The organism is Gordonia insulae (assembly GCF_003855095.1).
In the GTDB taxonomy this organism is placed as follows: domain Bacteria; phylum Actinomycetota; class Actinomycetes; order Mycobacteriales; family Mycobacteriaceae; genus Gordonia; species Gordonia insulae.
The window spans coordinates 3,349,068-3,375,291 of record NZ_CP033972.1 but is presented as its reverse complement, the minus strand read 5'-3'; the positions used below and the strand labels follow the sequence as shown (position 1 = coordinate 3,375,291).

Annotated in this window: 24 protein-coding genes, 1 pseudogene and 1 other annotated feature; of the genes and pseudogenes, 10 read left to right on the top strand and 15 right to left on the bottom strand. The window is 67.7% G+C overall.

Annotation, left to right across the window (positions count from 1 at the left end; genetic code table 11):
* Positions 1 to 34 precede the first annotated feature (34 nt).
* Entirely contained in the window at positions 35 to 799 is a 765-nt protein-coding gene (locus D7316_RS15325) for an IclR family transcriptional regulator (protein ID WP_124709009.1), read from the top strand.
* A gap of 52 nt (positions 800 to 851) precedes the next feature.
* Here the strand turns inward: D7316_RS15325 and D7316_RS15320 are convergent, their stop codons facing one another.
* The 5 genes from D7316_RS15320 to D7316_RS15300 form a co-directional block, all read right to left on the bottom strand.
* Positions 852 to 2,000, bottom strand: coding sequence for an acyl-CoA dehydrogenase family protein (locus tag D7316_RS15320; RefSeq protein WP_124709008.1), 1,149 nt, complete (start codon positions 1,998 to 2,000; stop codon positions 852 to 854).
* Positions 2,001 to 2,037: 37 nt separating this feature from the next.
* Entirely contained in the window at positions 2,038 to 2,709 is a 672-nt protein-coding gene (locus tag D7316_RS15315) for a TetR/AcrR family transcriptional regulator (RefSeq protein ID WP_124709007.1), read from the bottom strand.
* Entirely contained in the window at positions 2,684 to 3,877 is a 1,194-nt protein-coding gene (locus tag D7316_RS15310; protein ID WP_124709006.1) for a thiolase family protein, read from the bottom strand. Before D7316_RS15310 ends, D7316_RS15315 begins: the two co-directional genes overlap by 26 nt.
* A 147-nt stretch (positions 3,878 to 4,024) precedes the next feature.
* The gene (locus D7316_RS15305; protein WP_124709005.1) at positions 4,025 to 4,345 is read right to left on the bottom strand and encodes a putative quinol monooxygenase; all 321 of its coding nucleotides are present in this window, start codon (positions 4,343 to 4,345) and stop codon (positions 4,025 to 4,027) included.
* A gap of 128 nt (positions 4,346 to 4,473) precedes the next feature.
* Positions 4,474 to 5,109, bottom strand: a complete 636-nt coding sequence (locus D7316_RS15300) for a TetR/AcrR family transcriptional regulator (protein WP_124709004.1) — start codon at positions 5,107 to 5,109, stop codon at positions 4,474 to 4,476.
* A gap of 115 nt (positions 5,110 to 5,224) precedes the next feature.
* On the opposite strand from D7316_RS15300, the gene D7316_RS15295 reads away from it, so the two are divergent.
* From D7316_RS15295 to D7316_RS15285, 3 genes are read left to right on the top strand one after another with little or no spacing between them, the layout of a single operon-like run.
* Positions 5,225 to 6,292, top strand: a complete 1,068-nt coding sequence (locus D7316_RS15295; protein WP_124709003.1) for a Rieske 2Fe-2S domain-containing protein — start codon at positions 5,225 to 5,227, stop codon at positions 6,290 to 6,292.
* Positions 6,289 to 7,374, top strand: coding sequence for an NAD(P)H-dependent amine dehydrogenase family protein (locus tag D7316_RS15290; RefSeq protein WP_124709002.1), 1,086 nt, complete (start codon positions 6,289 to 6,291; stop codon positions 7,372 to 7,374). The genes D7316_RS15295 and D7316_RS15290 overlap by 4 nt, the downstream gene beginning before the upstream one ends.
* 30 nt (positions 7,375 to 7,404) lie before the next feature.
* The gene (locus tag D7316_RS15285) at positions 7,405 to 7,890 is read left to right on the top strand and encodes a PPOX class F420-dependent oxidoreductase (RefSeq protein WP_124709001.1); all 486 of its coding nucleotides are present in this window, start codon (positions 7,405 to 7,407) and stop codon (positions 7,888 to 7,890) included.
* A gap of 15 nt (positions 7,891 to 7,905) precedes the next feature.
* On the opposite strand, the gene D7316_RS15280 is transcribed toward D7316_RS15285, so the two are convergent.
* Positions 7,906 to 8,469, bottom strand: coding sequence for a type 1 glutamine amidotransferase domain-containing protein (locus D7316_RS15280; RefSeq protein WP_124709000.1), 564 nt, complete (start codon positions 8,467 to 8,469; stop codon positions 7,906 to 7,908).
* A gap of 137 nt (positions 8,470 to 8,606) precedes the next feature.
* Between D7316_RS15280 and D7316_RS15275 the strand changes: the two genes are divergently transcribed.
* Positions 8,607 to 9,698: an NAD(P)/FAD-dependent oxidoreductase gene (locus D7316_RS15275; RefSeq protein WP_124708999.1), complete on the top strand. Its 1,092-nt coding sequence runs from the start codon at positions 8,607 to 8,609 to the stop codon at positions 9,696 to 9,698.
* A gap of 18 nt (positions 9,699 to 9,716) precedes the next feature.
* Here D7316_RS15275 and D7316_RS15270 read toward each other — a convergent pair whose 3' ends face one another.
* Entirely contained in the window at positions 9,717 to 10,586 is an 870-nt protein-coding gene (locus D7316_RS15270; RefSeq protein ID WP_124708998.1) for an HpcH/HpaI aldolase/citrate lyase family protein, read from the bottom strand.
* Positions 10,587 to 10,673: 87 nt separating this feature from the next.
* Positions 10,674 to 11,903, bottom strand: coding sequence for a PucR family transcriptional regulator (locus tag D7316_RS15265; protein WP_232016926.1), 1,230 nt, complete (start codon positions 11,901 to 11,903; stop codon positions 10,674 to 10,676).
* A 119-nt stretch (positions 11,904 to 12,022) separates the two neighbouring features.
* On the opposite strand from D7316_RS15265, the gene D7316_RS15260 reads away from it, so the two are divergent.
* Positions 12,023 to 13,513 (top strand): flavin-containing monooxygenase, encoded by a 1,491-nt coding sequence (locus tag D7316_RS15260; RefSeq protein ID WP_124708996.1) that lies wholly within the window; start codon positions 12,023 to 12,025, stop codon positions 13,511 to 13,513.
* A 17-nt stretch (positions 13,514 to 13,530) separates the two neighbouring features.
* On the opposite strand, the gene D7316_RS15255 is transcribed toward D7316_RS15260, so the two are convergent.
* Positions 13,531 to 14,073 carry a hypothetical protein gene (locus tag D7316_RS15255; protein ID WP_124708995.1) on the bottom strand — a complete coding sequence of 181 codons (543 nt, stop codon included), beginning with the start codon at positions 14,071 to 14,073 and terminating at the stop codon, positions 13,531 to 13,533.
* A gap of 29 nt (positions 14,074 to 14,102) precedes the next feature.
* Here D7316_RS15255 and D7316_RS15250 point away from each other — a divergent pair, with 29 nt between their 5' ends.
* Positions 14,103 to 14,399, top strand: a complete 297-nt coding sequence (locus tag D7316_RS15250; protein ID WP_124708994.1) for a hypothetical protein — start codon at positions 14,103 to 14,105, stop codon at positions 14,397 to 14,399.
* A gap of 41 nt (positions 14,400 to 14,440) precedes the next feature.
* Positions 14,441 to 15,766: an NAD(P)/FAD-dependent oxidoreductase gene (locus D7316_RS15245; RefSeq protein ID WP_124708993.1), complete on the top strand. Its 1,326-nt coding sequence runs from the start codon at positions 14,441 to 14,443 to the stop codon at positions 15,764 to 15,766.
* 24 nt (positions 15,767 to 15,790) lie between these two features.
* On the opposite strand, the gene D7316_RS15240 is transcribed toward D7316_RS15245, so the two are convergent.
* On the bottom strand, positions 15,791 to 17,023 hold the full coding sequence (locus D7316_RS15240) for an alpha/beta hydrolase family protein (RefSeq protein ID WP_124708992.1): 1,233 nt from the start codon (positions 17,021 to 17,023) through the stop codon (positions 15,791 to 15,793).
* A gap of 50 nt (positions 17,024 to 17,073) precedes the next feature.
* Positions 17,074 to 17,685: a hypothetical protein gene (locus D7316_RS15235; protein ID WP_124708991.1), complete on the bottom strand. Its 612-nt coding sequence runs from the start codon at positions 17,683 to 17,685 to the stop codon at positions 17,074 to 17,076.
* 163 nt (positions 17,686 to 17,848) lie between these two features.
* On the opposite strand from D7316_RS15235, the gene D7316_RS15230 reads away from it, so the two are divergent.
* Positions 17,849 to 18,775 carry a hypothetical protein gene (locus D7316_RS15230; RefSeq protein ID WP_232016925.1) on the top strand — a complete coding sequence of 309 codons (927 nt, stop codon included), beginning with the start codon at positions 17,849 to 17,851 and terminating at the stop codon, positions 18,773 to 18,775.
* Here the strand turns inward: D7316_RS15230 and D7316_RS15225 are convergent.
* From D7316_RS15225 to D7316_RS15215, 3 genes are all read right to left on the bottom strand, one after another.
* The gene (locus D7316_RS15225; RefSeq protein ID WP_124708990.1) at positions 18,735 to 20,222 is read right to left on the bottom strand and encodes an MFS transporter; all 1,488 of its coding nucleotides are present in this window, start codon (positions 20,220 to 20,222) and stop codon (positions 18,735 to 18,737) included. The two genes, D7316_RS15230 and D7316_RS15225, sit on opposite strands and share 41 nt — an antisense overlap.
* Positions 20,219 to 21,469, bottom strand: a complete 1,251-nt coding sequence (locus D7316_RS15220; protein ID WP_124708989.1) for an alpha/beta hydrolase family protein — start codon at positions 21,467 to 21,469, stop codon at positions 20,219 to 20,221. Before D7316_RS15220 ends, D7316_RS15225 begins: the two co-directional genes overlap by 4 nt.
* A gap of 64 nt (positions 21,470 to 21,533) precedes the next feature.
* A complete protein-coding gene (locus D7316_RS15215) occupies positions 21,534 to 24,281 on the bottom strand; it encodes an AfsR/SARP family transcriptional regulator (protein ID WP_124708988.1) in 2,748 nt (915 codons plus the stop codon).
* A gap of 135 nt (positions 24,282 to 24,416) precedes the next feature.
* On the opposite strand from D7316_RS15215, the gene D7316_RS15210 reads away from it, so the two are divergent.
* Positions 24,417 to 24,749, top strand: coding sequence for a hypothetical protein (locus D7316_RS15210; protein ID WP_124708987.1), 333 nt, complete (start codon positions 24,417 to 24,419; stop codon positions 24,747 to 24,749).
* Positions 24,750 to 24,971: 222 nt separating this feature from the next.
* Here the strand turns inward: D7316_RS15210 and D7316_RS15200 are convergent.
* Positions 24,972 to 26,215, bottom strand: a pseudogene (locus D7316_RS15200) (IS3 family transposase).
* Positions 25,836 to 25,937: a sequence feature (AL1L pseudoknot), on the bottom strand. It overlaps the preceding pseudogene by 102 nt.
* Positions 26,216 to 26,224 lie beyond the last annotated feature (9 nt).

Here is a 26,224-nt window from a genome sequence, read left to right as displayed (position 1 = left end):
ACGATTGCGGGATCGAGTGCCCTACGATGTCGTCATGGATGTGCCTGCGCCGTCATCGGGCGTCATCGCCCGTGCCTCTGCGGTGCTGACCGCGCTGAGCAGGCACGAACCCGATGGGTCGACGACCAGCGTGCTGGCCCGCGAGGCGTCGCTGCCACGGGCGACCACCCATCGGCTGCTCGCCGACATGGCGGAGGCGGGACTGATCGACCGGGATGTCCGGAACGGACGTTGGCACCTCGGGTCGCAGATCTACCTGCTCGGTACCGTGGCCGCGACGCGATACGACATCGTCGAACTGGCACGCGATTCGCTGGTGAGCGTGGCGCGCGAGACCGGGGAGAGCGCCTACTTGTCGACCCGGCAGGGAGATGAGACGGTGTGCGTCGCAACCGAGGAGGGCAGCTTCCCGCTGCGTTCCCACGTGCTGCAGGTGGGCACCCGATTTCCCCTCGGCGTGGCATCGGCAGGTCTCGCGATACTCGCGCATCTGCCGAAGGAGGAGCAGGACCGCGTGATCGCCGCGATCACGCCGGAACCGACCTGGCGCGATCCCCATGACGGGGCGGGAATCCGTAGGCGCATCGCGCGAACCCGCCGGACCGGATACGCGGAGAATCCCGGGCTGATCGTCGAGGGGAGCTGGGGTCTCGGCGCGGCCGTATTCGACAGCGCGGGAAACCCGTTGTGGGCGTTGAGCATCACCGGCGTACAGACCCGGTTCGGCCGGGAGCGTCTACCGCGCCTCGGGCGTCTGTTGATGGACGAGGCGCACAACCTGACGAAGCGCCTCGGGTAGGCCCGGCATGCCAGGTGTATCGAGATCACCTGGCACGCCGGCCCCGATCGTCCTACAGACCCATGTCGCGACCGATGAGGTCCTTCATGATCTCCGTGGTGCCACCGAAGATGGTCTGGATGCGCGAGTCGGTGTAGGCGCGGGCCACGCGGTACTCGTTCATGTAGCCGTAGCCGCCGTGCAGCTGCACGCACTGATCGATGACCTTCTTCGCCAACTCGGTGCACCACCACTTGTTCTTCGATGCGTCGACCGCGGTGAGCTCACCGTCGAGGACGGCGCGCAGGCATCGGTCGATGTACTGCTCCGCGATGTCGAGTTCGGTGGACATCTCGGCGAGCACGAAGCGGTTGTGCTGAAACGAGCCGATCGGTTGACCGAAGGCCTTGCGGTCCTTGACGTACTGCAGCGTTTCCTCGAACACCGCGCGCGCCCCGGCGATGGCACTCACGCCGATCGAGAGGCGCTCCGAGGGCAGGTTCTGCATCAGGTGATAGAAACCCTTGCCCTCCTCGCCCAACAGGTTCTCTGCGGGCACCCGGACGTCGGTGAAGTGGAGTTCGGCGGTGTCGGCGGCCTTGAGGCCCATCTTGTCGAGTTTGCGCCCACGTTCGAAGCCCTCCATGTCGCGCTCGACGACGAGCAGGGAGAACGCCTTGTGTCCGGCAGACGGATCCGGGTTCGTGCGGCACACCACGACGACCAGATCGGAGTTGATGCCGGCGGAGATGAACGTCTTGTTGCCGTTGACGATGTAGTGATCGCCGTCGCGCTTGGCTGTGGTCTTGATGCCTGCGAGGTCGCTGCCCGCGCCCGGCTCGGTCATCGCCACCGCGAGAATCGTTTCACCGCTGGCGATTCCTGGCATCCAACGCTTCTTCTGCTCGTCATTCGCCAGATGCAGGAAATACGGCGCCACGACGTCGTTCTGCAGGGTCAGGCCGGGAGCGGCGCCGCCGAAGCGGGAGAGTTCCTCGGCCACCACCGCATTGAAGCGGAAGTCGGTGCTTCCGCCACCGCCGTACTCCTCGGGCATGTTGAACCCGAGCAGTCCGGCGTCGCCCGCCTTCTTGTAGACCTCGCGGTCGACCTGCCCGTTGGCCTCCCACTTCTCCACATGGGGGGCGCATTCGCGGGCCAGGAACTCACGTGCGGTCGCCCGCAGCTGCTCGTGCTCGGACTCGAAGACGGTGCGTTTCATGGTGTTCCATCAACTCCTTGATCAGTTCTGATGTTCGTCAGGTCGTAGGCCGGGTGGCGCCGACGGCGCGCAGTGACGTCGCGGCATAGGAGGCCGCGACGTCGGCGGGGGATCGCGCGCCGGTCGGGTGATACCAGGTGGTCACCTCCTGGCAGGCACCGAGGAGGTAGCGGAGGACCTCCCGCGCATCTCCGTCGATCCGGAAGTCGCCGGCATCGATGCCATCGCGCAGGATCTGTGCGAGCAGGTCCTCCACCTCGGTCCGCATGCCGACGTAGTGCTGGCGATGCGGGTTGTCCGCATCCAGGTAGCGGAGTTCGCGTGAGACACTGGCCAATTCGAGGTCGGCGGTCATGTGCAACACGATGGCCTCGATCGCATTGGAGAGCTGGTCGGACGGTGTCCGGGCATCGGCGATGGCCGCCGTGACCCGTCGCAACACCGAACTCATGCCCGCCTCGAGCAACGCGACGAGGATGCCCTGTTTGTTGTCGTGGTGGTAGTAGAGCGTCGGCAGGGAGACCCCGGCCCGCGACGCGATGTCGCGGATCGAGGTGCCGTGGAATCCGCGATCGTGGAAACAGTCCTTCGCGGCGGCCAGGGTGACCGGGAGGGCGATCGGCTCGATCACCCGCCAGTGGGACGTCTCGGAAACCGCGGTCGGCGTCGGAATGGGTGCGCTCTCAGACACGTTCGATGATCGTGGCATTCGCCATGCCTGCGCCTTCGCACATGGTCTGCAGCCCGTAGCGGCCGCCGGTGGCCTCCAGGTGGTTGACCAGGGTGCCGAGCAGTCGGGTGCCGGACGAGCCGAGTGCGTGTCCCAGCGCGATCGCGCCGCCACGCGGATTGAGCTTGGCCGGATCGGCGCCGAACTCGTTCGCCCACGCCAGCGGTACGGACGCGAATGCCTCGTTGACCTCGTACGCGTCGAGGTCGTCGATGGAGAGCCCGGAGCGCTCGAGGATCTTGCGGGTCGCCGGGATCGGTGCGGTCAGCATGAACACCGGATCGTCGCCGGCCAACGAGAACGAGTGGAAACGTGCCCGCGGCGTGAGCCCCAGCTTGGCGGCCATCGTGTCGCTCATGATCAGCGCGCCCGACGCGCCGTCGGTGAGCGGCGACGAGTTGCCGGGCGTGATGTGCCAATTGATCTCGGGGAATCGCTGGGCGTACTGCTCGGAGTAGAACGACGACTTCAGGCCGCCCAGTCCTTCGGCGGTGGTCGAGGCGCGCACCGTCTCGTCGACGGTGTGGGTGATCTGGGCACCGTCGGTGGTGGTCACGTCGATGGGGATGATCTCCCGGTCGAAGAGTCCGTCCGTGGCGGCCTGCGTGGCGCGCCGGTGCGATTCGGCGGCGAATGCGTCGAGCGCATCCCGGTCCAGCTTCCACTTGGCGGCGACCAGCTCGGCCGAGATGCCCTGGCCGACAAGGCCGTCGGGGTAGCGGGCGGCGATGCTGGGTCCGTACGGGTTCTGGCCCGCGACGGTGAAGCCCATCGGCACCCGGCTCATCGACTCCACGCCTGCCGCGATGACGATGTCGTACGCCCCGGCGATGACGCCTTGGGCGGCGAAGTGTGCGGCCTGCTGGCTGGAGCCGCACTGGCGGTCGACGGTGGTCGCGGGCACCGACTCCGGGAAGCCGGCCGAGAGCAGCGCCGTACGGGAGATGTTGAGGGCCTGTTCGCCCGCCTGGCCGACGCAGCCGCCGATGACGTCATCGACGAGCGCGGGGTCGAGGTCGTTGCGTTCGACCAGCGAGCGGAGCACGTGGGCCAGGAGCTCGACCGGTTGGGTGGCCGAGAGGGCGCCGCCGGGCTTGCCCTTGCCGGAGGCGAGGCGGACGACGTCGACGATGACGGCTTCGGGCATGTGGGTCCTCCCAGACGGGTTTGTGCACGGGATCGGCGTGTGATGCGATCCGCATCGCCGATCTAACGCTCGTTCTACGTGTCTAGCACGGCGTAACCCGCGGAATCAAGACTTCCGCGGGTTACGCCGCCGTCTGCCGGGCGGCGGTCAGATGGTGCCCTTGCCGTCCTGCCCTGCGGCCACGGCGGTGAAGGTCTTGACGTCGAGCGGTCCGGCGAGCAGCTCCCCGATCGCGGCACCGAGTTCGGCGAGGGCCGGTGCGCTGCCGTGGGTGCCGAGAGCCTCCATCGATTCCCATTTCTCGATCATCACGAGATCCGTCGAGTCGCCGGTGGCTTCGTGCAGGGCGTACGCGATGCAGCCCGGTTCGTCGTGGACCTTGGGGATGGCGGAGAGGATGGCGTTCCGTACCGCTGCCTCTTCGCCCGGCTTCGGGGAGATGGTCGCGACGACGATGATTTCGGACATACTGCACAGCTCCTTGATTCGATCCACATGATGGTGACACCGACGAACGTTAGGGCATCACCGGCCGCCGGTGGCGGGTTCAGTCGAAACAGCGCGTGCGGAAACCGATGGGGACGGGCACTTTTCGATCACTGATCGCGCGGCGCGCCGAGGTAGGCGACGATGGAGTTGGTGAGTCCGCGGCGGGCCTCGTCGAGGTCGGAGTACGTGCCGAGCTGCGCTTCGGAGACCATGCCCCGCAACGCGCCCGGAATGAAGGCGGCGACCTCGCGCACGCGGATCGGGTCGACGTCGAGGTCGGCGAACGCCTTCTGGCAGGCCCGCGCCCAGCTCTCCTTCCACGAGGCCAGCTCGGCGGCTGTGTTCGGGTAGAGGCGTTCGAGCTCGGCGTGGTCGCGAGGCAGGGCGGCCCGCAGATTCTCGATGGCGCGCGCGTCGACCGACGTCGTCAGGCCGACGAACAGCATCTCCACGATCTCCGCGACGCGCCGGGGCAGCGGCATCGTGTTGTTCTCGCGGTAGGGCAGTTCGCCGCGACGTTCTGCCGTACGCCGGAGCACTGCCGTCCAGAGCCCGTCGACATCGCCGAACTGATACTTGATCGTTCCCCAGGTGGCGCCGATGTCCTTGGCGATGCGATTCGCGGAGACCGACCCGGGCCCGCCCGACGCGAGCGAGGTCAGTGCGGCGTCGAGTATTGCCTCCCGGGTGGCATTGCCCCGGCGATTGGTGCGTCGGCCGCTGACGCCCGCTCCGGTGGTCATGTCCGCCGATCCTAGTCGTGGTCGACCGGTTTTCGTAGAACCCCCTGTCATTCTTTCGCAGAACCCACTATCATTTCGACAGCCCCACAACCCGACTGCGCGGGAGGACGTACGAATGGCGAAACCGCCCCTGTCCATGGAGCCGACAGGCTGGTTCCAGGTCGCCTGGTCGGCTGAGATCACCGAGCGCGACGTGCACACGATGAAGTACTTCGGCACCGAGATGGTGGCCTGGCGGTCGGCGTCCGGCGTGGTGTCGGTGTTCGACGCCTACTGCGAACACCTCGGCGCGCATCTCGGCTACGGGGGACATGTCGAGGGCGAGAATCTCGTGTGTCCCTTCCACGGATGGGAATGGAACGCCGAGGGGCGCAACGTATGCATCCCCTACGAGAAACGCCCGAACAAGGGCCGCCGGATTCGCAGTTACCCCGTCGTCGAGCGCAACGAGGCGGTGTGGATCTGGTACGACGTCGACGGGGGCGAACCGTACTTCGACGTGCCGGACATCTTCGCGGACTTCGGCGACGGACGGACCGCCGCCGACTACTACCCGCCGGTGCCCGACGCGACGCTGTTCCGCCGAGACCTCGAGATGCATCCGCAGTACGTGATGGAGAACGGGGTCGATTTCGCCCACTTCACCTTTGTGCACAAGACGCCGTTCATGCCGGAGTTCACCCGCCACGACTTCTCCGGGCCGGTCTCCCATGTCGATTTCACGATCGCATTCGACGAGGGGGCGACGCTCGAGAACGCCACCAGCGGAGTCGAATCGATCAATGCCGGACTCGGGTGTTCGGTCACCAAGAGTTGGGGGATGGTCGACAACCGCACCATGCCGGCGGTGACCCCGGTCGACGAGTACACCTCGGATGTCCGATTCACCGTGTGGATCGGCCGCAAGGCGGGTGAGGAGGACGGCCCGATGACCGTGTACGGCAAGACGATGGCCGACTTCGTCATCGAGCAGTTCGCCGCCGATGTCCACATCTGGTCGCATCAGCGTTACTCGGACCCGCCGGCGTTGTCGCGCAAGGAGTATCAAGGGTTCACCGCGCTGCGCGAGTGGGCCAGGCAGTTCTATCCCGACGGCGGGCCGGCCGGCCCCGATCCCGTACGACCCGAGAGCGGCGCTGTTCTCGCTGCGGCCACATCACGACAGGAAGGCTTGACCAGATGAGTACTCCCGACACGATCCGCGTGTTCCAGGTGGCAACCGGAAACCTGGGCACGGAGATGATCGGGCGCATCCGGAGCCACCCCGATCTCGAACTGGTCGGATTGCACTGTTACACAACGGACAAGATCGGCCGCGACGCCGGCGAGATCGTCGGGATCGAACCCGTCGGGGTCACCGCCACCGGGACGGTCGAGGAGATCATCGCCGCCAAGCCCGACGTGCTCACCTTCCACGGTGTGTTCCCCGACGAGGACCTCTATGTGCGGGTGCTCGAGGCCGGCATCGACATCGTCACCACCGCCGATTGGATCACCGGTTTCCATCGCAACACCAACCATCCGCACCCTAGTGGGCGCAAGACCACCGACATCATCGAAGAGGCCTGCCAGAGAGGCGGTTCCACGTTCTACGGGACCGGTATGAATCCGGGGGCGTGCCAGGTGCTCGGCATCGTCGGATCGATGGATGTCGCCGACATCGAGAACGTCACCGTCACCGAGTCGGTCGACGTCTCGTGCCACCACTCGGTGGACACGTGGCAGGCCGTCGGATACGGGCGTCCGGTCGACGATCCCACGATCCCGGACTCGTTGCGCAAGTACACCGAGGTCTTCGCGGATTCGGTGTACCTGATGGCCGACTGTTTCGACCTGGCACTCGACGAGGTGACGTTCAGCTACGAGCTCGGTGCGTGCACCAAGGACATCGACCTCGGCTGGTACAGCCTGCCGCAGGGATCGCTGGGCGGCAGCTACATCAAGTACCAGGGCATGGTCGACGGTGTCGCACGCGTCGAATCGCACCTCGAATGGCAGATGACCCCGTACACGGATCCGTCCTGGGACATCAAGGGCTGCTACATCACCCAGGTGACCGGCGATCCGTCGATCTACAGCAAACACATGATCTTCCCGAAGGCGGGCGTCGACCTCTCCGACCCGTCGGCGTTCGCATCGATCGGCATGACGGTGACCGGCCTGCCCGCGCTGAACTCCATCAGATCCGTGGTTGCGGCGCGACCGGGCATCCTCACCAGCGCCGACATGCCCCTGCGGGGATTCGCGGGGCGCTTCAAGCTCTGACGGGCGGACTCCGCGCGTAGGGTCGACACCATGGCCAGAACCGTTGCAACCGCTGATTCCGTCGACCTCTCCGCGCTGCTCGACTTCATCCGCCCGCGCCACCACATGATCCTGAGCACGGTTCGATCCAACGGGAGTCCGCAACTGTCACCGGTGACCGGAGGCGTCGACGGCGAAGGACGAATCGTCATCTCCACCTACCCGGGGCGGGCCAAGGCGGCCAACGTGCGGCATACGCCGGTCGTGAGCGTGTGTGTCCTGTCCGACGAGTGGAACGGCGCGTGGGTGCAGGTCGACGGCGACGCCGAGGTGCTCGACATGCCCGAGGCGGAAGACGCGCTCGTCGACTACTTCCGCAGCATCTCCGGCGAGCACCCCGACTGGGACGACTACCGGGCCGCGATGCGGGTGCAGGGCAAATCGCTCATCCGCGTCACGCCGACCCGCTGGGGTCCGCTCGCGACCGGTGGGTTCCCCGCGGATGTCGCGGCGAAGTTGGACGCACAGGACGGGTGAGCGCGGGCCGTGCGGCTAGGCGCGCGCCTTCGCGAACTCGGTGACCAAGGTCGCGTTGAAGATCGGTAGGTCGTCGGGGTTACGGCTGGTGATCAGGGTGTTCGGTCCTTCGCGGTCCACCACGACCTCGTCGTCGACCCAGGTCGCGCCGGCATTGCGGATGTCGGTCTGCACGCTCGGATACGAGGTGAGGGTGCGGCCGCCGATCACGTCCGCCTCCACCAGCGTCCACGGGGCATGGCAGATCGCGGCGACCGGTTTACCCGCCTCGAAGAAGCCCTGTACCAGGGCGACGGCGCTGTCCACCGTGCGGAGGAAATCCGGGTTGGCGACGCCACCGGGCAGCACGAGGGCGTCGAAGTCACCGACCTCCGCGCTGTCGGTGGTCACGTCGACGGGAAAGGTGTCTGCCCTGTCGAGGTGACGGAACGCCTGGATGGTCCCGCCTGCGGTGGAGACGAGCTTCGGAGTACCACCGGTGGCCTCGACGGCTTTCCACGGCTCGGTGAGTTCGACCTGCTCGGTGCCCTCCGGCGCGACCAGGAAGGCGACGGTGATGCCGTTGAGTTCGTCGGGCATGGGTTCGAATCCTCTCATGCGTTCGTGTCGAATCATCCGTTCATGTCGGACCTCGTCTGCACTGCCTACCCGCTCCGTGCGTGCGGTAAACGTCAACGTCGCGGCCGCAGGTCTACCGCGAGGCGTAGCGTCGGGGCATGTCCGTCACGTCCGACGTCGGTGTCATCGGAGCCGGGATCATCGGCCTCTCGACTGCCTATCACCTTGCTGAACAAGGCCTTTCGGTAACCATCTACGAAGCGGGCGTGCCCGGTCGCGGGCAGTCGGCGGGCCAATCGAGGATCTTCCGGCACGCGCACGACGATCCCCGGCTCATCCGCCTCGCGGTGCGGGCACGTGAGCGCTGGCGCGCGTGGTCCGACGAGTTCGGCACGCAACTGGTGTCCGAGGACGGTGCGGTCGCGCTCGGCCCGTCGGTACCGCGCCGCCTGGCACTGCTGCGGGACACCGGCGTCGCGGCCGAAGAGCTGGATCCGGCAGCTGTGCGCGAGTTGCTGCCGGTGCTCGCCGGATACGAGGGTGCGGCCATGCTGGACCCGGGCGGTGGCTCCATCCACACGAGGGCCGCGATCGACGTGCTGGCCGAGCGTTTCGCCGACCGCACGGTCACCGAGCAGGTGATCACGGTGCACCGTACCGGCGCGGGAGCTGCGGTCCGGACACCGACAACCCTCGGTGAGCACGGCACGGTGGTGATCTGCGCAGGCCGCGGCACGCCCGCGCTGGTCCGGGGGCTCGGATTGTCGTTGCCGGTGCGACTCGGTGCGCACGTCCGGGTGTCCTTCGGGCTGCGCGAGCCCATCGACCGGCTGCCGACCCTGCAGGACGGCAGCGGGGTGTTCGGCGCGACGGGCATCTATGCGGCCGCCTACCCGGATCGCTCCGGGTACGGTCTCGGACTGTCGGACAGCGTCGATGCCCACGACGACGGCGCCATCTACGACGGCCAACGGCTCGCCGAGTCGGCCGATGCCGCGGTCGCGTATGTGTCGACCGCGCTACCCGGGCTCGACCCCACGCCGACGGGCATCGTGCACTGCTGGGTGACCAGCCTGCCGTGGGGCGACGACGGCGTCGCGATCTGGCAGCTGGGACCGGTCGTCGCGCTCGCCGGGCACAACCTCTTCAAACATGCGCCGGTCATCGGCGAGGCGCTCGCCGAGACCGTCGTCTCCGGTCACGTCGCGCAGGACTTCGCGGCCGAGGACTGGCTCGGCCGAACGGACTGAACGCGGGACTCGTCGGCGTCAGGAGTCCCCGAGGAGTCCGAGTCGGCGGGCGAGTGTCAGTGTGTCCTCGGCGCGGGCCATCGTGGGCCGTGAACTGCCGTCGTAGACGCCGCCGCTTCCGCCGAGGGTGGCGAGAACCGTTCGTGCGGAATCTATCTCGTCGGTGGACGGGCTGAGGAGATTGTTGATGGTCGCCGCATGCCCGGTATCGAGACAGAGTCGCCCGCCCATGCCCATCGACTTGGCGATCTCGGTATCCCGGGTGAGGTGGCGCGTGTCCGATCGCAGCGTCGGACCGTCGATGGGCGCGGCGATCGCCGCGGCGCGACTCGCCACGACGAGCCGGCTTCTCGGGTAGGCGAGCGCCATCGGATCGGCCGACATCCCGGTGTCGCGTCGGAAGTCGCCGACGCCGAAGGCCATTCGCGCACAGGCCGGTTCACCGGCGATCTCCGACGCTCTCTCGATCCCGAGCGCGGACTCGATCAGTGCGACGATCGGCATCCCGTCCGGAAGGCGTCGCGCCGTCGCCCGGACATCCTCCGGCGACTCGGTTTTCGCGAGGATCACACCGCCGAGACCCGGCGCGGTCGCGACTGCGGCGAGGTCGTCGGCCCATGCCGGTGTCCTGGTGTCGGCGATCCGTACCCATGCGTGCCCGGTGCCGGAGAGCCACCGGCGGACCGTGGCGCGTCCACGTGCGGTCTCCGCGTCGGGCAGCCCGTCCTCGAGGTCGAGGACCACAACGTCGACATCCGAGGCGATCGCGTCGTCGAAGATGTTCTCGCCGTCCGGAGTTCCCGGCAGGAGCAGCCAACTCCGTGCGACCGACCAGTCGGGACGGACACGGGTGGGCGCGATCCCGGCGTCCTCGCGTCGTTCGGGCATGGGCGACACCTTTCGTCGGATGTGCCTCGATCATCGAGCTCCGACGGGCGCGCTTCAAGGTTGTGCTCATTGTGTTCAGGCGGGGTGTCAGTGGTCGTGGGGGCGCCAGCGCAGGATCTCCAGTGCGGCGGCCACGTCGACCAGGTTGGCGGCGACGGGGCGGGGGAGTAGTTCGTCGGCGCGGGCGAGTCGTCGGATGACGGTGTTGCGGTGGGCATACAGCCGCTCGGCGGTGCGGGAGGTGTTGCACTGCTCGGCAATCCAGGTGCGGACGGTCTCGATGGTGTCGACGTCGGCGGTGCCGAGGTCGCCGAGGGTGTCGGCGAGGAACTCGTCGGTCGCCGTCGGGTCGCTCGTCAGGAGCGACACGAGCCGGACGTCCTCGTGCCCGGCCACCTGCTGCGGGGAGGCCAGCTGCGCCATCAGGCGTTGGGTGGCCAGCGCCTGGAAGTGGCTGCGGCGGAAGCCGTCGAGGCCGTGACCCGGCCGCCCGAACGCCACCCGCACACCGGTGTGCTCGGGCAGCCGGCGGATCGGCGGCGCGGTCGCGGTCGGCAGCCAGATCCACAGGGTGGCGGCGCTGGCGACCACGGTGAGGCGATCGCGGCCCTCGGTCGCCTTGGTCACCGTGTCCGCGACGGCCTCGAGTTCGCGTGCGGCATCGGCGCCGGCGTCGCTCCAGATGACCGCGGCGGTGTGCGGCCCACTCAGCCGATGGCCGAGTTGGGACTCCGCCCGCCCCGTCGGGATCGGCGCGCCCTCGAGGAGCAGGGCGACCGTCTGGCGCCGTTCGGCGTGCGTGCCCCGCGTCAGGTCGGCCCGCTCGGCCTCCATGCGCGCCGACATCGCCGACACCGTGTCGTCGATGAACGTCGAGATCGACAACGACGACAGTTCGAGCAGTTCGCGGAGCTCCGCGGGGTCGTCGGTGAGGCCGAAGCAGATGTCCATCCACCTCCGCCACGCGACGCTCTGCGCGGTGCGGTACGAGTCCAGCGAGGACTCGCCGAGGCCACGGCGCACGAGGTCGCGGGCGGTGTCGAGCACTTCGCCGGTCAGATTCACCGACACCCGTGCGCCGGGATCGTGGATGTTGGCCGCCGCCCAGTGCAGCATGTTTGCCAGATTGGTTCGGCGAGTGCCCTCGGCCAGCACCGGATCGTCGGCGACCGTCGTCATCCGCACCCCGCCCAACGCGGCGGCGTGCATCTCCTCGATCCACTCCTCGGGCGGCTGCAAGGCGATCTCGGCGCCGCGTCGCAGCAGTTCACGAACACGCGCCGACGATCGAGGCCACTCGACCAGGCTGACTGTCACGGGCACATTCTGCACCATGCGCGGTCGTTCGTGGTTGCACTTTGTCCCTGGCGTCGACGCGCGTGTGTGCGCATGCTGGTAGAGACAGCTGCGACCGCGATCGACCACAGGAGCTTCGGGTGACCACTTCGACCACCACCGAACGTGTTGACGTCCTCATCGTCGGCGCCGGGATCTCGGGTATCGGCGCCGCCCGGTACCTGACCACCGAGCACCCGGCGAAGTCGTTCACCATCGTCGAAGGCCGAGCGGCAGCGGGTGGCACCTGGGACCTGTTCCGCTACCCCGGTATCCGATCGGACTCGGATCTGCACACCTTCGGCTACGAGTTCAAGCCGTGGACCGACAAGCAGGCCATCGCCGACGCACCCCGCATCCTCGACTACCTGCACGAGACCATCGACGAGAACGGACTGACCGACCACATCCGCTATCAGCATCGGGTGGTGTCCGCGGCGTGGTCGTCCGAGGATGCGCGGTGGCTCGTCGAGATCGACCGGACCGACACCGGTGAGCGGACCCGGATCAGCGCGGGCTGGATCTTCTGCGGCTCGGGCTATTACGACTACGACGAGGGCTTCACCCCGGAATTCGAAGGGCGCGAACGGTTTCAGGGCCAGATCGTGCACCCGCAGCACTGGCCGGAGGACCTGGACTACGCGGGCAAGCGCGTGGTGGTGATCGGCAGCGGCGCGACCGCGGTGACCCTGCTCCCGGCGATGGCCGACGACGCGGAGCACGTCACGATGCTGCAGCGCACGCCGACCTACATCATCCCGTTGCCCCGCGAGGACGCCATCGCCAACGCCCTCAAGAAGATCCTCGGTGACAAGCGCGGATACGCGCTGACCCGGCAGAAGAATGTCGCGCAGCAGCGCCTGCTGTTCGAACTCTGCCAACGGTTCCCGTCCGTCGCGCGGCGGATGATCCGCAAGATCAACGCATCTCAGCTACCGGAGGGCTACCCGGTGGACACGCACTTCAATCCGCCCTACAACCCGTGGGATCAGCGACTGTGCGTGGTACCGGATTCCGATCTGTTCCGCACCCTGCGCAAGGGCAAGGCGTCGATCGTCACCGACCGCATCGCGAGCTTCACCGAGACGGGGATCCTGCTCGAGAGCGGTGCGGAACTCGAGGCCGACATCATCGTCACCGCCACCGGCCTGAACATCAAGATCATCGGCGGGATCGACCTGACGGTCGACGGCCGGCCGGTGTCGATGCCCGACACCGTCGTCTATCGCGGCATGATGCTGTCCGGGGTACCCAACTTCGCGCTCGCCATCGGCTACACCAATGCGTCGTGGACGCTGAAGATCGGCCTGCTCTGCGAGTACTTCTGCAAGCTCCTCACCTACCTGGACGCCCACGGCTACGACAGTGTGTGGGCCGTCGCCGACCCGGCGATGCCGACCCGCCCGCTGCTCGACTTCGGTGCGGGTTACGTCCAGCGTGCGCTGGAGACGCTGCCCAAGCAGGGCCCGGAGGCGCCGTGGGTGATGTCGATGAGCTACTACACCGATCGTCGGTTGCTGCGCGGGGACGTCGCGGATGAACACCTGCACTTCTCGGGTGTGCGCGACCGTGCGGGTTCGGTCGTCGTCTGAGCAGTCGGTGGCTGTGGTCAGTGGCTGTGCGCCAGCACCTGGATCGCCAGGACGATCAGTCCGATCAGGGCGAGGGTGACCAGAGCCGCGAGTTTCTGCCACCAGGTGATGCGCGCATTGCGCACCGCGAGCCAGCCGATGAGACCCAATGTCGCGATGTAGACGTAGCCCGCGATCAGCAGTGCGGTGTCCAAGGCCAGGACGTCGATACCCGCCAGCGTGATGAGGATCAGCGGGATCACCAGCGTGCCGAGCCCGCTGAGCGCCACCCGGAACAGCATTCGCAGATCCTTGCCGTGCGGGAACTGTTGATGCACCGCGAGATGCGCGATCCCGTCCGAGGCGAACCCGGCGAGTACGACCGCGACGACGCCGAGCACCAGGATCTCGACCGCGTATGCGGCGGTGAGATGGTCGTAGGTGCGGTACATGACGAGCACGATCGCGAGGCCGGTGAAGGTCGCGTAGACCCGTTCCTTGAGGAAACTCACCGCCATCTGTGGAGCGACCTCGGCGGGGTCGGCCGGGCTGATCGGATCAGGGGTACCTGGTTCGGTCATGGCCATATTGTGGGCCTATTCTGACCGCCATGAGAGTCAACCCCACGGTTCTGGTCTCCTCCGCCGGTCTCGTCGGCGGCTTCGCGGCCGCGCGCTACACGGGCCGCCGCGAACTCGGCGGCGTGGTGCTCGCCGGCGCAGGCGCCTGGTGCACGCGGGAGTGGGCCCGGCAGAGTCCGGTCGTCGCGGCGGGTCTGCTGACCGGGTACCTCGGCGCGTTCGGTGCGTCCCATCCGCTCGCGAAGAAGATCGGGGCGTGGCCGTCGGTGTTCGCGGTGACCGCGGCGACCGCCGCGACTACCCATGCGGTGACACGGAAGGGCTGACTCCCCGCCGTCGGCGCGTCCGGTCTGGAAGAATCCGACCCGTGCCCACCCACAGCGCGAAAAGCAGTAGGCCACATGTCGTGATCGTCGGCTCGGGGTTCGGCGGGCTGCACGCGGCGCGGCGCCTGAAGAAGGCCGACGTCCGGGTCACCGTGGTCGACCGCGGCACCAGCCACCTGTTCCAACCGCTGCTCTACCAATGTGCCACCGGGCTGCTGTCGGAGGGGGCGATCTCCAGTCCCATCCGGCATCTCCTGCGGCGGCAGCGCAACGCGCAGGTGGTGCTCGGCGAGGCCCAGGGGATCGACCCGACGTCCCGGACACTCGCCGTCGACCGTCCGGACGGCTCGACGATGTCGATCGACTACGACCATCTCGTCGTCGCCGCCGGTATGCGCACCGCGTATCACGGGCGCGACGACATCGCCCGACACGCGCCGGGGATGAAGACTCTCGACGACGCACTTGCCATCCGCCGCAAGATCATCGGGGCGTTCGAGATGGCGGAGTCGCTGCCCGACGCGGCGCAGCGGCGGCCGTGGCTGACCTTCGCCGTCGCCGGCGGTGGGCCCACCGGCGTCGAGCTCGCCGGACAGATCCGCGAGCTCGCGACGCTCGCCCTGCATCACGAGTTCCGGACCATCGACCCGGGCGAGGCCCGGGTTCTGTTGCTGCACGGTGGTGATCGGGTGTTGCCGTCGTTCAGCAAGGTGCTGTCGCGACGCGCGCAGAAGATCCTCGACGAACTCGGCGTGGAGACACATCTCGGTGTCCACGTGACCGATGTGACCGGCGACGAGGTGGAGACCACCGCCAAGGCCGAACCCCACGAGGTCATCCGATATCCGGCGCGCACCGTGTTGTGGACGACCGGGGTGGAGGCCGTGCCGTTCGCGAAGGCCCTGGCAGGAGCGCTCGGTGTCGAGCAGGATCATGGCGGTCGAATCCCGGTGGAGGCCGACCTGTCCGTCGCCGGTCATCCGAACATCTGGGTCGTCGGCGACATGAGTTCGCGCGACGACCTGCCCGGCGTTGCCGAGGTGGCCATGCAGGGCGGACGGCATGTGGGCGCGGTGATCGCGCACCTCGCCGCCGGCGGCACCGACCGGACGCCGTTCCGGTATCGGGACCTCGGCAACGCCGCCTACATCGCGCGGCGTCACGCCGTCGTCCAGTCGGGGAAGATGAACCTGTCCGGATATGTCGGCTGGGTGGCGTGGGGTGTCATCCACATCGCCTTCCTGGCCGGCATCCGGAATCGGATGGGCACCGTGGTGAACTGGGGTGCAACACTTCTCACCGATTCGCGACGTGAACGCGCGATCACCTACGGCGACCCGGAAACCGCGCGGCAGCCCTACCGCTGAGTGGTGCCGTGGTCTGCGACCGTCTCACACGAATTGTTCGTCGAGCCAGTCGAACATGCGCTGATCGGTGAGTGCCCGGGCCATCGGCTGGCAGTGCCAGCTCGCGCCCTCCGCGGCGGTGAACTCGACGACGGTGGATGTGCCGCCGGACAACTTTGCGAGCTGCTCGGACTGACCGGGCCAGAACTGCTCGTGCTCGGGTGAGGTGATGAGCATCGGGGTGCGGATGAGCGCTGCGACGTCGGGCGTGAGTGTGTATTGCGCAACGGCTTTCATCGTGCCCGAGTAGGTGTCCTGACCGTAGGGCCGGGCCCGCCAGTCCCACATCCGTTTGGTGGCCTTGCTCGCCTTCATCCCGATCTCCATCATCTGGTCGAAGTCGTGGTCCTTGCCCTCGGCCAGCCGTCGGCTCAGCGGCCCCGGGATGTTCGCCAGCCAGGACGCCTCGACGTCGACGACACCGGGGTCGGCGATCGCTGCGGCATAACGGTGTTCGAAGGCGATGGCCCGCGGAACCCAGTATCCGGCCTGGCTGATGCCGTAGACGGCGAGCCGGTCGGCATCGACGCCGGCCAGCCCGAGGACGACGTCGGTGACCGGGGTGAGCACGGCTTCCCAATCGTGACGGAACGGCATCCCGTGCTCGAACAGCATCGACTGCTGGCCGGGTCCGTCGAACATCACCACGCGATAGCCGCGCTGCAACGCACCGTGCGCCGCGGACGACCACTGGGCGGATACCGACCCGTCGCTGCCGTTCACCATCACCAGGGTGGGTCGAGGGGCGTCACCCGCGTCGGTCGGTGAGAAGAACCAGCCCGGCAGCTGCGTGCCGTCGTACGGGATCGAGAGGCGCTGGGCGACGAACGGCCCGTTGTCGACGAACTTCTCCCAGGCGGCGCGATGTTCGGCGAAGATCGGCATGCGTTCGGCGTCGTCGGAGATCCCGTCGAGGGCGTCGAACGCCTCCGACAGGTAGGTCGCGGCCCGGAGATGGCCGAAGGCGGCGCTGATCCGGTGGCCGCCGGTGGCACTCGCGTCTGCCTCGGCGACCAGTCGCCGTCCCAGCCCGTGCCACGCCTCGAACCAGTCGCGCTCATGTCCGTTGCCGAGCGAGTCGATGGTGGCGAAGATCTCGCCGGCGTCGGCGGCCCCGGAGTTGCAGTAGCCGAGCATCAATCGCACCGCGAAGTCGCGGCCGCTGTCGGAGTAGAAGCCCTTGCTGTAGGCGGAGTGTGTGGAGTGGGGGAGTTGCATCGGGGTGCGCTTTCTGGGAGGTGGTGGTCCGGGGTCGGGTCAGGGCTCGGTCAGCGGGTTGCTGCGGTCGGTGCCGGTGCTGCGTCGTGCTCGGCGATGACCCGGGTGCGCTTGACCGCGAAGATGATCAGTGCGATCGGGATGACCCAGTTGAGCAGGATGTTGCCGGGATGTGCACCGGAGATGGTGTCGGCGGAGGCCAGCACGCCGGCGATCAGGTGGCAGGCGGCCATCGCGAAGATCACGCCGGACCACAGCAGGCTGATGGTGCGGTTCTTCGCACGGAACACCGGGCTGCCCCAGTAGCGCGGGTCGACGGTCTCCCGGGCGTACTGCTCGGTGAACGGGATGGTGAACGCCGAGACCAGCATGACCAGGCCGAGGATCACGGTGGTGGTGCCGCGACCGTAGTCGGTGAGCCAGGTGTCGACGGCAGGTCCGCCGACGAAGCCGATGGCGGCGATGACGCCGAACGTGATCGCGCCGGCGCCGTCCAGGATCTTGATCGAGCGCTTCTGTACGACGCTGTAGCCGATGAGGGCGAGCGAGGCGAGGCAGGCGGCTGCCCCGGCCCAGCCGGCTGCGCCGGCTCCGAGGTGGGAGACGACCAGGGAGAAGAGAATCCACGGCGCCAGTCCGATGATCATGTCTTTTGCGTTCATTGTGTGCTCCTTGCGGGGTTGTTGTTGCTTGTTGCTGATGTCATCGACTCTGCTCTGATCGCCGGCGCACAACATCCGTCGGATGACGGTGATTTCTGTGCCAGTCATGCGTTGCGTGTGCGGCAAGCCCGCAGAATCGGGAACCAGACATTACGGTCAGTGCATGTTCGCCATCGGAGTGATCGCCGCCGCACTGGCCGCCATCGCGTACGGACTGTCGACGGTGCTTCGAGCGGTCGGCGCGAGGCGTGCGCTGCAGCGGACCGGTGCCGACGCCGATGGATCGTCGCGGTCGACGCTCGCGGCATTCGGGGACCCGACGTTCCTGTTCGGCACGCTGATGGTGATCATCGGGTTCGCCGGTGGTGCTGTCGCGGCGAGGTTCCTGCCGCTCTTCCTCGCGCAGACGATCGTCGCGGGAAACCTGGTGATCACCGCGATACTCGGCATGGTCTGGCTGGGCAACGTCCTGGGCCGCCGCGAGTGGATCGCGATCGCTGTCGTCGTCGTGTCCCTGTGCATGCTGGGCGCCTCGGCCTCCCACCAGGCGGCGCCGACGATGCACATGGCGTTTCACTGGGGGCTGTTCGGGGTCAGCCTGGTCCTGGTGATCGCCGGGTTCGTGGTGATGCGGACGCTCCGCGAACGTGGCGCGATCTTCTGTGGGGCCCTCGCGGGCGTCATGTACGGCGCGATCGCCGTCGCGGTCCGGGTTCTCGACGGGGTGAGTCCGTTCGATCTGCCGCGGCTGCTGCTGGACCCGGCCGCGTGGACGATCGCGATCGCCGGCGCGACTGCGTTCTACGTGCAGACGGTGGCGTTGCAGATCGGGCCGGTGAACGCGGTGACCGCGGTCCTCGTCGTCGGCGAGACGGGTGGGCCGGCGCTCATCGGTGTCCTCTTCCTGGGCGACAAGGCGATCGACGGGTTGGCCTGGCTCGCGATTGTCGGGTTCATCGGAGCCATCGCGGGCGCCACCGCCGTCGCACTGTTGACCAGTGACGACGACGGCGTCGCGAGTGTCGACGGCAGTTCCGGGGTGGACCGGTCTACGCCGCGGGCGCCAGGGCGGGCTCCGTCTGATCGGTGATCCGTTCTTTCGACAACAAGGCGGCTGCGCACACCAGGGCGAGCGCGAACACAGCTGTCGCCACCCAGAATCCGACGGTGATGGCGTCGGCGGCGTGCTGCGGGATCGGCGTGCGGGTGACCTGATGCTCGACCCCGAGGACGATCGACCCGATCACCGCGACACCCAGCGTGCCGCCGAGTTGACGGACCGTCTGCACGATTCCGGAGGCCTGGCCGCGCTCGGCCGACGTCACCCGCGACAGGGCGTCGGTGTTGGTCGGCGAGAACACCAGTCCGAGACCGAATCCGGTGATGATCATGCCGGGTACCTGCCACGCATAGTCCAGGTGCGGGAGCGAGATCGTCCAGCAGATCATGCCGAGTGTCGCGATCGCGAGGCCGGTCAGCACCGGTGGGCGATTGCCGCGGCGGTCATACCAGCGTCCGCCGAGCTGCGCGGCGACGGTGATCGGCAGGATCAGTGGCAGCGACGCGAGTCCGGCCGTCATCGGGCTCATGTGCAACAGATCCTGCAGATACAGGGTGGAGAACAGGATCGCGGCGAGCAGGGAGAACTGGACGAGTCCCAGGGTGATCAGATTGGCGCCGAAGGCGCGCCGGGCCAACAGCCGGACGGCGACCAGCGGTGTGGCCGAGCGCCATTGGGTCACGATGAACGCCGTGGTGATGATGATGCCGAGTGCGAGTGGGACGAGGGTGGCGGGTGAACCCCAGTGCCAGGTGCTGCCCTGCTGGATGGCGAGCACGGTCAGCAGCAGTCCGGTGACCAGCATCGCGGCGGCACTGATGCTCACCTTCTCGGTCCGGTCGCGCCGGTCGGCCGGCCGTGCCACCGCGACGAGGATCAGCGCGATGACTCCGACCGGGACGTTGAGCCAGAACACCGCTCGCCAGCTGATCCACTCGGTCAGTGCGCCGCCGATCAGCGGTCCGACGGCGAGGAAGATCTGCGAGACGCCCGCGTACACCGCCATCGCCCGTCCGCGTTCCTGGATCGGGAAGGCGTCCATCACGATCTTCGCGGACACGGGCATCATCAGTGCGGCGCCGACCCCCTGCGCTGCGCGGGCCGCCAGAATCCACACCTCTCCGCCGCCGCCCGGTGCCAGGCCACACAGGACCGATGCGATGAAGAACGTGACCACGCCGACGCGGAAGCACGTCACCGGGCCGAACCGGTCACCCAGCTTGCCCCCGAGCGCGACGCATGCCGCCATGGCGAGGACATAGGCGTTGACGACCCACTGCTGACCTGACGAGGACAGTCCGAGATCACGTGTCATCGACGGTAAGGCCACGGTGACGACGGTCTGATCGAGCATGATCATCGACAGCGCGCCGGTCATCGCGAGCAGGGTGAGCCACCGGTTGCCGGTGAGTCCACCGATCCGGCTGCCGAGGCCGAAACCGCCACCGCTGCTGATGCGGCCGGGGGTGGCCCTCATCGCCGTCCGCCGATCGTGCTCGCCGTACTCGTGGTGCGGGCCAGGACGTCGTCGAGCCAGTCGAAGACGACCGAATCCCAGACCCGTTGGCCGAGACCGCCGCAATGACCCTCGATCCCCGTGCCGGCGTCGGGTGCGAACAGTTCCTTGATCTCGACGGTCAGTGCGTCGAACAGCATCCTGCCCTGACCGCCGACCGGGTCACCGGGAGATTCGACGATGAAGGTGGGGCAGGAGATCGCGGCGGCTCGGTCGCCCAGGGTGAACGTCTTGAGCTCGTCGAGGTAGGCGCCGATGTCGTCGATCCCGTGGCAGGCCATGCGGCCTCCGAAGAAGTCGGCGCGTTCACGGCTGACCTTCCTGAGCGTGGTCATCAGCGGTGCGGCGAGCCGGCCCTTCCAGCCGCTGGGGATCTTGGCGCCCATGTCCGTCTCGGCGGGGTCGCAGACCATCGCGGCGACGCGCGGCTCGCCGGCGACACCCCGGGGGATCAGGTACCCGGCGAACGACCGGCCGACGGCCACGATGCGGTCGGTGTCGACGCCGGGCGCCGTGACGAGCCAGTCGAGGATCTGCGGCAGCACGGCCTCGTAGTCGGGACGGAAGAAGATGCGGTCGACGATGAGGGCCGCGCCCTGGCCGGGGCCCTCGACGCTCAGGACGTTGTAGCCGCGGGCGAGCGCACCCTGCGCGTACCCCCAGCCGGATTCCGCGGTCGAGTCGTAGCCGCATGGCATCACGATGGTCGGGCGCGGGCGAGCGGTGTCGGCGGCCGGGCGGAACAGCCAGGCGTGAATGTCGGTGCGTGCGGTGTCGGTGCGGGCCGGGTCTGCCGCGTAGGGAATGGCCACCTCGTCGGCGACGATCGGGCTGCTGGTGTGCGGCAGCAATTCCATCGCGTGTCCGAAGGTCCGGCAGTGCGCGTGGTAGGCGTTGTGGAGACGCTGGTCGTCGAGATCGGAGCGAAGATAGAAGTACGCCTGCCGGTAGTACTCGGCGGCCCGCAGGTACGCTTGGTGGGCGGTGGCGAGATGTCCTCCGACATGGGCCCGTTCGGCCATCTCGCTGACGGATTCGGCGCGTGCGAGCCATTCGGTGTACCAGCGCTGTGTGTCGTACCTGCCGCCGATCGCGGTTGCGGTCGCATAGGCCTCGCCGAGGTCGGCGGCGCCGACGGCGGCGGCTTGCAGGGTGCGGCCGAACTGGCCGTCGAACTCCTCGTTCGCGAATGCGATTCGATGTGTCATGGGAACCTCCGTGGTGCGTGTCGATGGGGTGGACACAGGACACCGCGACGTCCTCACAAAACGCTCACATGTTCGCGAACCGCTCGTGATCACCCACCCGCAGGGCGTCTGCGGCGGCTCGCGCACCGGCGCGCCACCCGCTGTCGAAGGCGTGGTTGTCGGTCTCTCGGCAGGTGCGGATCGCATCGTGGGTGAAGGGTCCCCGGGGCCACTCCATCCCGGCGTCGACGGCGTAGCAGCGGGCTACCGCAAACGCATGACCTGCACGGATGATCTCGCCGGCGCGGGCGAGGTGGTTTCCGCGTTGCTCGACGGTGTCGCATATCTGCACACCGCCGGCGTCCAGATATGCGCGGAAGGCCTGATCATTCCACCGCAATCCCATCTGGGTGTCACCGGCGAACAACGATCCGATGCCCATCATCACGGCGGCGAGATGGGTCGCGAGCGGATCACCCTGTTCGGTGCTCAGGGCGAGTGCGGAATGGGCGTGATCGGCGCCCGCCCCGATGTCCCCGGTGGTCAGTTCGGCGAGTGCGAGGGCTGCGGTGACCGTCGCGGCCATGGATCGGCCACCCGTGTCGAGTGTGTCGGCGGCGAGCTCGGCGAACTCCAGCGCGAGCGCATGATCGTCACCGGTCCACGCGGCGAGCGACAGGAAGGCGAGCCGCAGACCGTGCTTGGCCGGGTCGGCGTCCCCGTCGGCGATGACCACGCCGAGTTCGTCGAGCGGGCGTGCGGTCAGGTGCGGCCGCGCCTGATCGATCTGTTGACTGAAGGCGAGCGCAGCGCCCAGGGATGCGTTGACCATCGCGTCGGTGCGCGCCGAGCAGCCGCCCGCGGCGCTGGTGGCGGCGGCCGTGCGAAGGATGCGGATACCGTCGGCCAGGCGTCGTCGGAGAAACCAGAACGGGCCGAGTTGCTCGATCAGGTCGATGTGAACATCGAGCCTCTGGGGATCGATGACGACCGATTCCAAGAACGCGAGGACGGTGTGGAGATCGTCCTCGACCCGCGCGAAGTCGCGGGCGGAGTCAGGGGTGCTGCGCATGGGCGTCGTCGCGAGCAGGGCGGCGACCGCGTCGTCGCGTCGGGCGACGGCGACGCCTGCGGCTTCCGGCGACGTCGAACGCGCATGGTCCGCGACCGTACCGAGGATGGTGAAGCGAGTCGTCCTGTGCCGGTCGCCGCGGATCGGCCACAACAGCGAGCGGCGGGCGAGTTCGGCGAGGTCGGCGGCGACGTCACCGCCACCGCACACCGCCTGCGCGAGCGACGGTGTGAACGGACTCCGGAGGGCGGTCAGTCGGATGAAACGATCGCCGAGTTGCGGACCCAGGGACTCGTAGGCCAGCGCGAACGCGCGCCCGACCGGCTCTGGGACCGATGTGCCGAACTGCTCGGCGACCTCGCGTAGAGCGAACGTCGCGGTTCGGGACGCAGCCAGTTCCAGGCCGAGTGGGAGTCCACCCATCGCGCGACAGATCCGGTCGAGCTCTGCGTGGTCTCGAGGGCCCGGATCGAACGTTCCGGTCGCAACCCGGATGCGGTCGACGAGAAGTCGGTGCGCGGGTGAGGGTGTGCCGGCGGGACCGTCGACGGGCAGCGGGTGCACGGTCACGACATGCTCGCCCTCGACCCCGAGGGGATCGCCGGCGCCGAGGATCGTGACGGCTGCGCAGCGCTGCAGGATGGCGTCGGCGACGTCGGTGTCCTGCGGGTGCGCGCGGCCGTCGAGCACGAGTAGCGCCGACATCGTCGACAGGTGCGCGCACACCTGATCGAGTGCGGTCGGGAAGTCGGGTGACGGTTGAACGCGAAGGGTCGCGAGGATCGCGGTGGCGTGGTCGGTTGTGGTCCCGCCGTCGGCGCTTCGCCGGATGAACCACACACCGTCGTCGAAGGAGTCCGCCGCGCGACGCGCGGCTTCGAGTGCGAGGCGGGTCTTGCCGACCCCGGCGATACCGGTGACGGAGATGGCGCGCTCCGACTCGAGGAGCCGGACGAGTTCGGCGAGCTCGGTGTCGCGCCCGACGAACGAGGTGTGCTGGGAGGGCAGATGAACCCGGCGCACGGCGCGGCTGTGGTCGTCGAGCACGCCGCGGTGCGCGGTGCGGACCTCGTCGCCGGGATCCATGCCGAGTTCGGTGGCGAGGAGTTCGCGGATGTCGCGATAGGCCGTCAGTGCCTCGGCGCGTTGCCCACTCGCCGCGAGAGCGCGAATCTTGAGTGCCCAGTCGTGTTCGTCGAGGGGATCGCGGGTGATGAGTGCCTGCGCCTCGCCGAGCGCACGGTCGAAATCGCCGTCGGCCAGCAGCAGATCGGCACGACGGGTGAGCAGTGCCGCGCGAATCGTGTGCAGACGCCGACGCGCCTGATCGATCGTCGGTGTCGAACCCGCGGTCGCGAAAGGTTCACCGCGCCATAGCGATAGGATCTCGTCGAGCCGAGTGATGGATGTCGGGCGGCCGTGCGCGAGGGAAGTGGTTGCGGCGGAATCGAATTCGATGGAATCGACGGTCGTATCGGTGACGTCCAAACGGTATCCGGCACGATCGGTGACGATCACGGAGGGCTCGCCGCCTGACGACAGCGCCTTGCGTAGCCGCCAGATCTGGGATTCCAATGCCCGCTGGGTCTTCTCGGGAGCGTCGGGTCCCCACACCTCGGTGATGAAGGTCGTGGCCGGGACGGGCCGTCCGGCGTTCGCGCACAGGAGTGCGAGGATCGTCCGGGGTTTGGCCCCGCCCGGGTCGTACCGGTCGGAATCTCGCTCGACGAAGAGCTCGCCGAGATCGCGGATCAGGAGCACCGTCGGGCCTCGGCCATCAGTGGGCTCGGGTGCGTCATGATCCGATAATAGGGACCGAATCCATTACCTCGCAGGTAGTGGATTCGACGAGTCCGTAGTCGGAGCATGGAGGTACCCAGCATCGAGGAGGTCCCCATGACATCTCAGACCCAGGCTGTTCCGATTCCCACCGCCGCGCCGACCGCATCGAGCCCACGCTGGTTGACGGTGGTGATGCGTTGCGATCGGTGGGGATCGTATTGGTTTGTCGCCGCGGGGTTCTTCTTCGCGCCGATTCTGTTGATCCTCCATCCGTGGTCGTTCGCGGTCGCGATCGCGTGGACGCTGATCTCGTTGTCCGGGTTGTGGCTCGGCATTCTCGGCATCTTCATGGCGATCGGGCTCGCCAAGGTACTTCGAGCCGGCGAGGAGATCCCCGAGGAGTACTGGTGGTCGCTGCTCGGCCAGGCGCTGCCGGCGTCTCGCTAGGGCGGAAGGTGTCATCGTGGGTGGGTGATCACGTCCTGTCCGGTGGTGGGGTTGTGCCAGGTGATGGTGCGGTCGGTGTGCATGGTGGGTAGCCAGATTCCGAGGTGTTTGCGGTGGTGATCGGGGGTGCAGATCGGTGCCAGGTTGGCGTCGATGGTCCAGCCGCCGGCGTGGGGGTCGGCGTGGTGGAACTTGACGAGTGAAGTACCCCAGGTTTAGTTCCTATGTGGTTGCGAGGGCCGGGACGGCTGGCTCGCTGGGGTGTGAGGCCCCGGTCAAGGTGGCCTCGTACTCGGCTGGGGGAACGTAGCCGAGGGCTTCGTGCAGGCGTTGGTTGTTGTACCACCACACGTATTCGAGAGTGGCCAACTCGACCTGCTCCACGGTGCGCCAGGGACCACGCTGGCGGATCAGCTCGGTCTTGTAGGCCGAGTTCACGCTTTCGGCCAGCGCGTTGTCGTAGGAGTCCCCGACGGTCCCTACTGACGGTGTGATTCCCAACTCGATCAGTCGGTCGGTATAGGCCAGCGATAGGTATTGCGACCCGTGGTCGGAATGATGGGTCAACCCGGATAGATCGGTATTCGCCTGCCACACAGCATGATCGAACGCCGGAAGGGGAAGGTCCTCAGTCCGCATCGACGAGGCGACGTGCCAGCCCATGATCTTGCGGGTACAGACGTCGGTGACGAACGCGACATAGGCGAATCCCTGCCAGGTCCGCACATAGGTGATGTCCACGACCCACAGCTGATTCGGTTGTGTGGCAACAAAAGTGCGCTTGACCCGATCCTCCGGAACCGCAGCGGCTGGGTCCGCGCGGGTGGTGAACACTTTCTTCGAACGCTGCACCCCGCGCACCCCGGCGCACCGCATCAGTCGGCGGGTCTGCTCACGGCCGACCACATGACCCTTGCGGCGCAGTTCGGCGTGCACCTTCTTGACCCCGTACACCGCATAGTTGTCGCTGTGGACCTGCTTGACCACCGCCACGAGTTCGGTATCGCGAATCGAACGTGCCGACGCGGCGCGGGATTTCGCTGCCCGATATCCTCGCGAGGTGAGGAACACCACGCCTGCCGCGCGCAGGGTGCGGCAGATGAACTCGACCCCGAACTGATCGCGAAACTTGTCGATGAACGCGATCATCTCGTCGTGGTCCGGTCGAGCTCCGAGGCGAAAAACGCGCTCGCCGACTTGAGTAACTCGTTGGTCCGCCGCAGTTCGGCGACTTCCTTCTTCAGCCGCCGGATCTCGGCGTGCTCCTCGCTGCTGGTGCCGGCCCGCTGCCCGGCGTCGATCTGGGCTTTACGGCGCCACCGGCGCAGCGTTTCCTCGGCCACCTGCTGCTTGGCCGCAACTTGACGGATTGCCTCGAATTCCGAGAGCTCGGCGTCGGCCTCCAACGCCGTCTCCAACATGCGCACAGACTTCTGCCGGAACTCCGGCGGATACTGACGTGGCATGGCTCCATC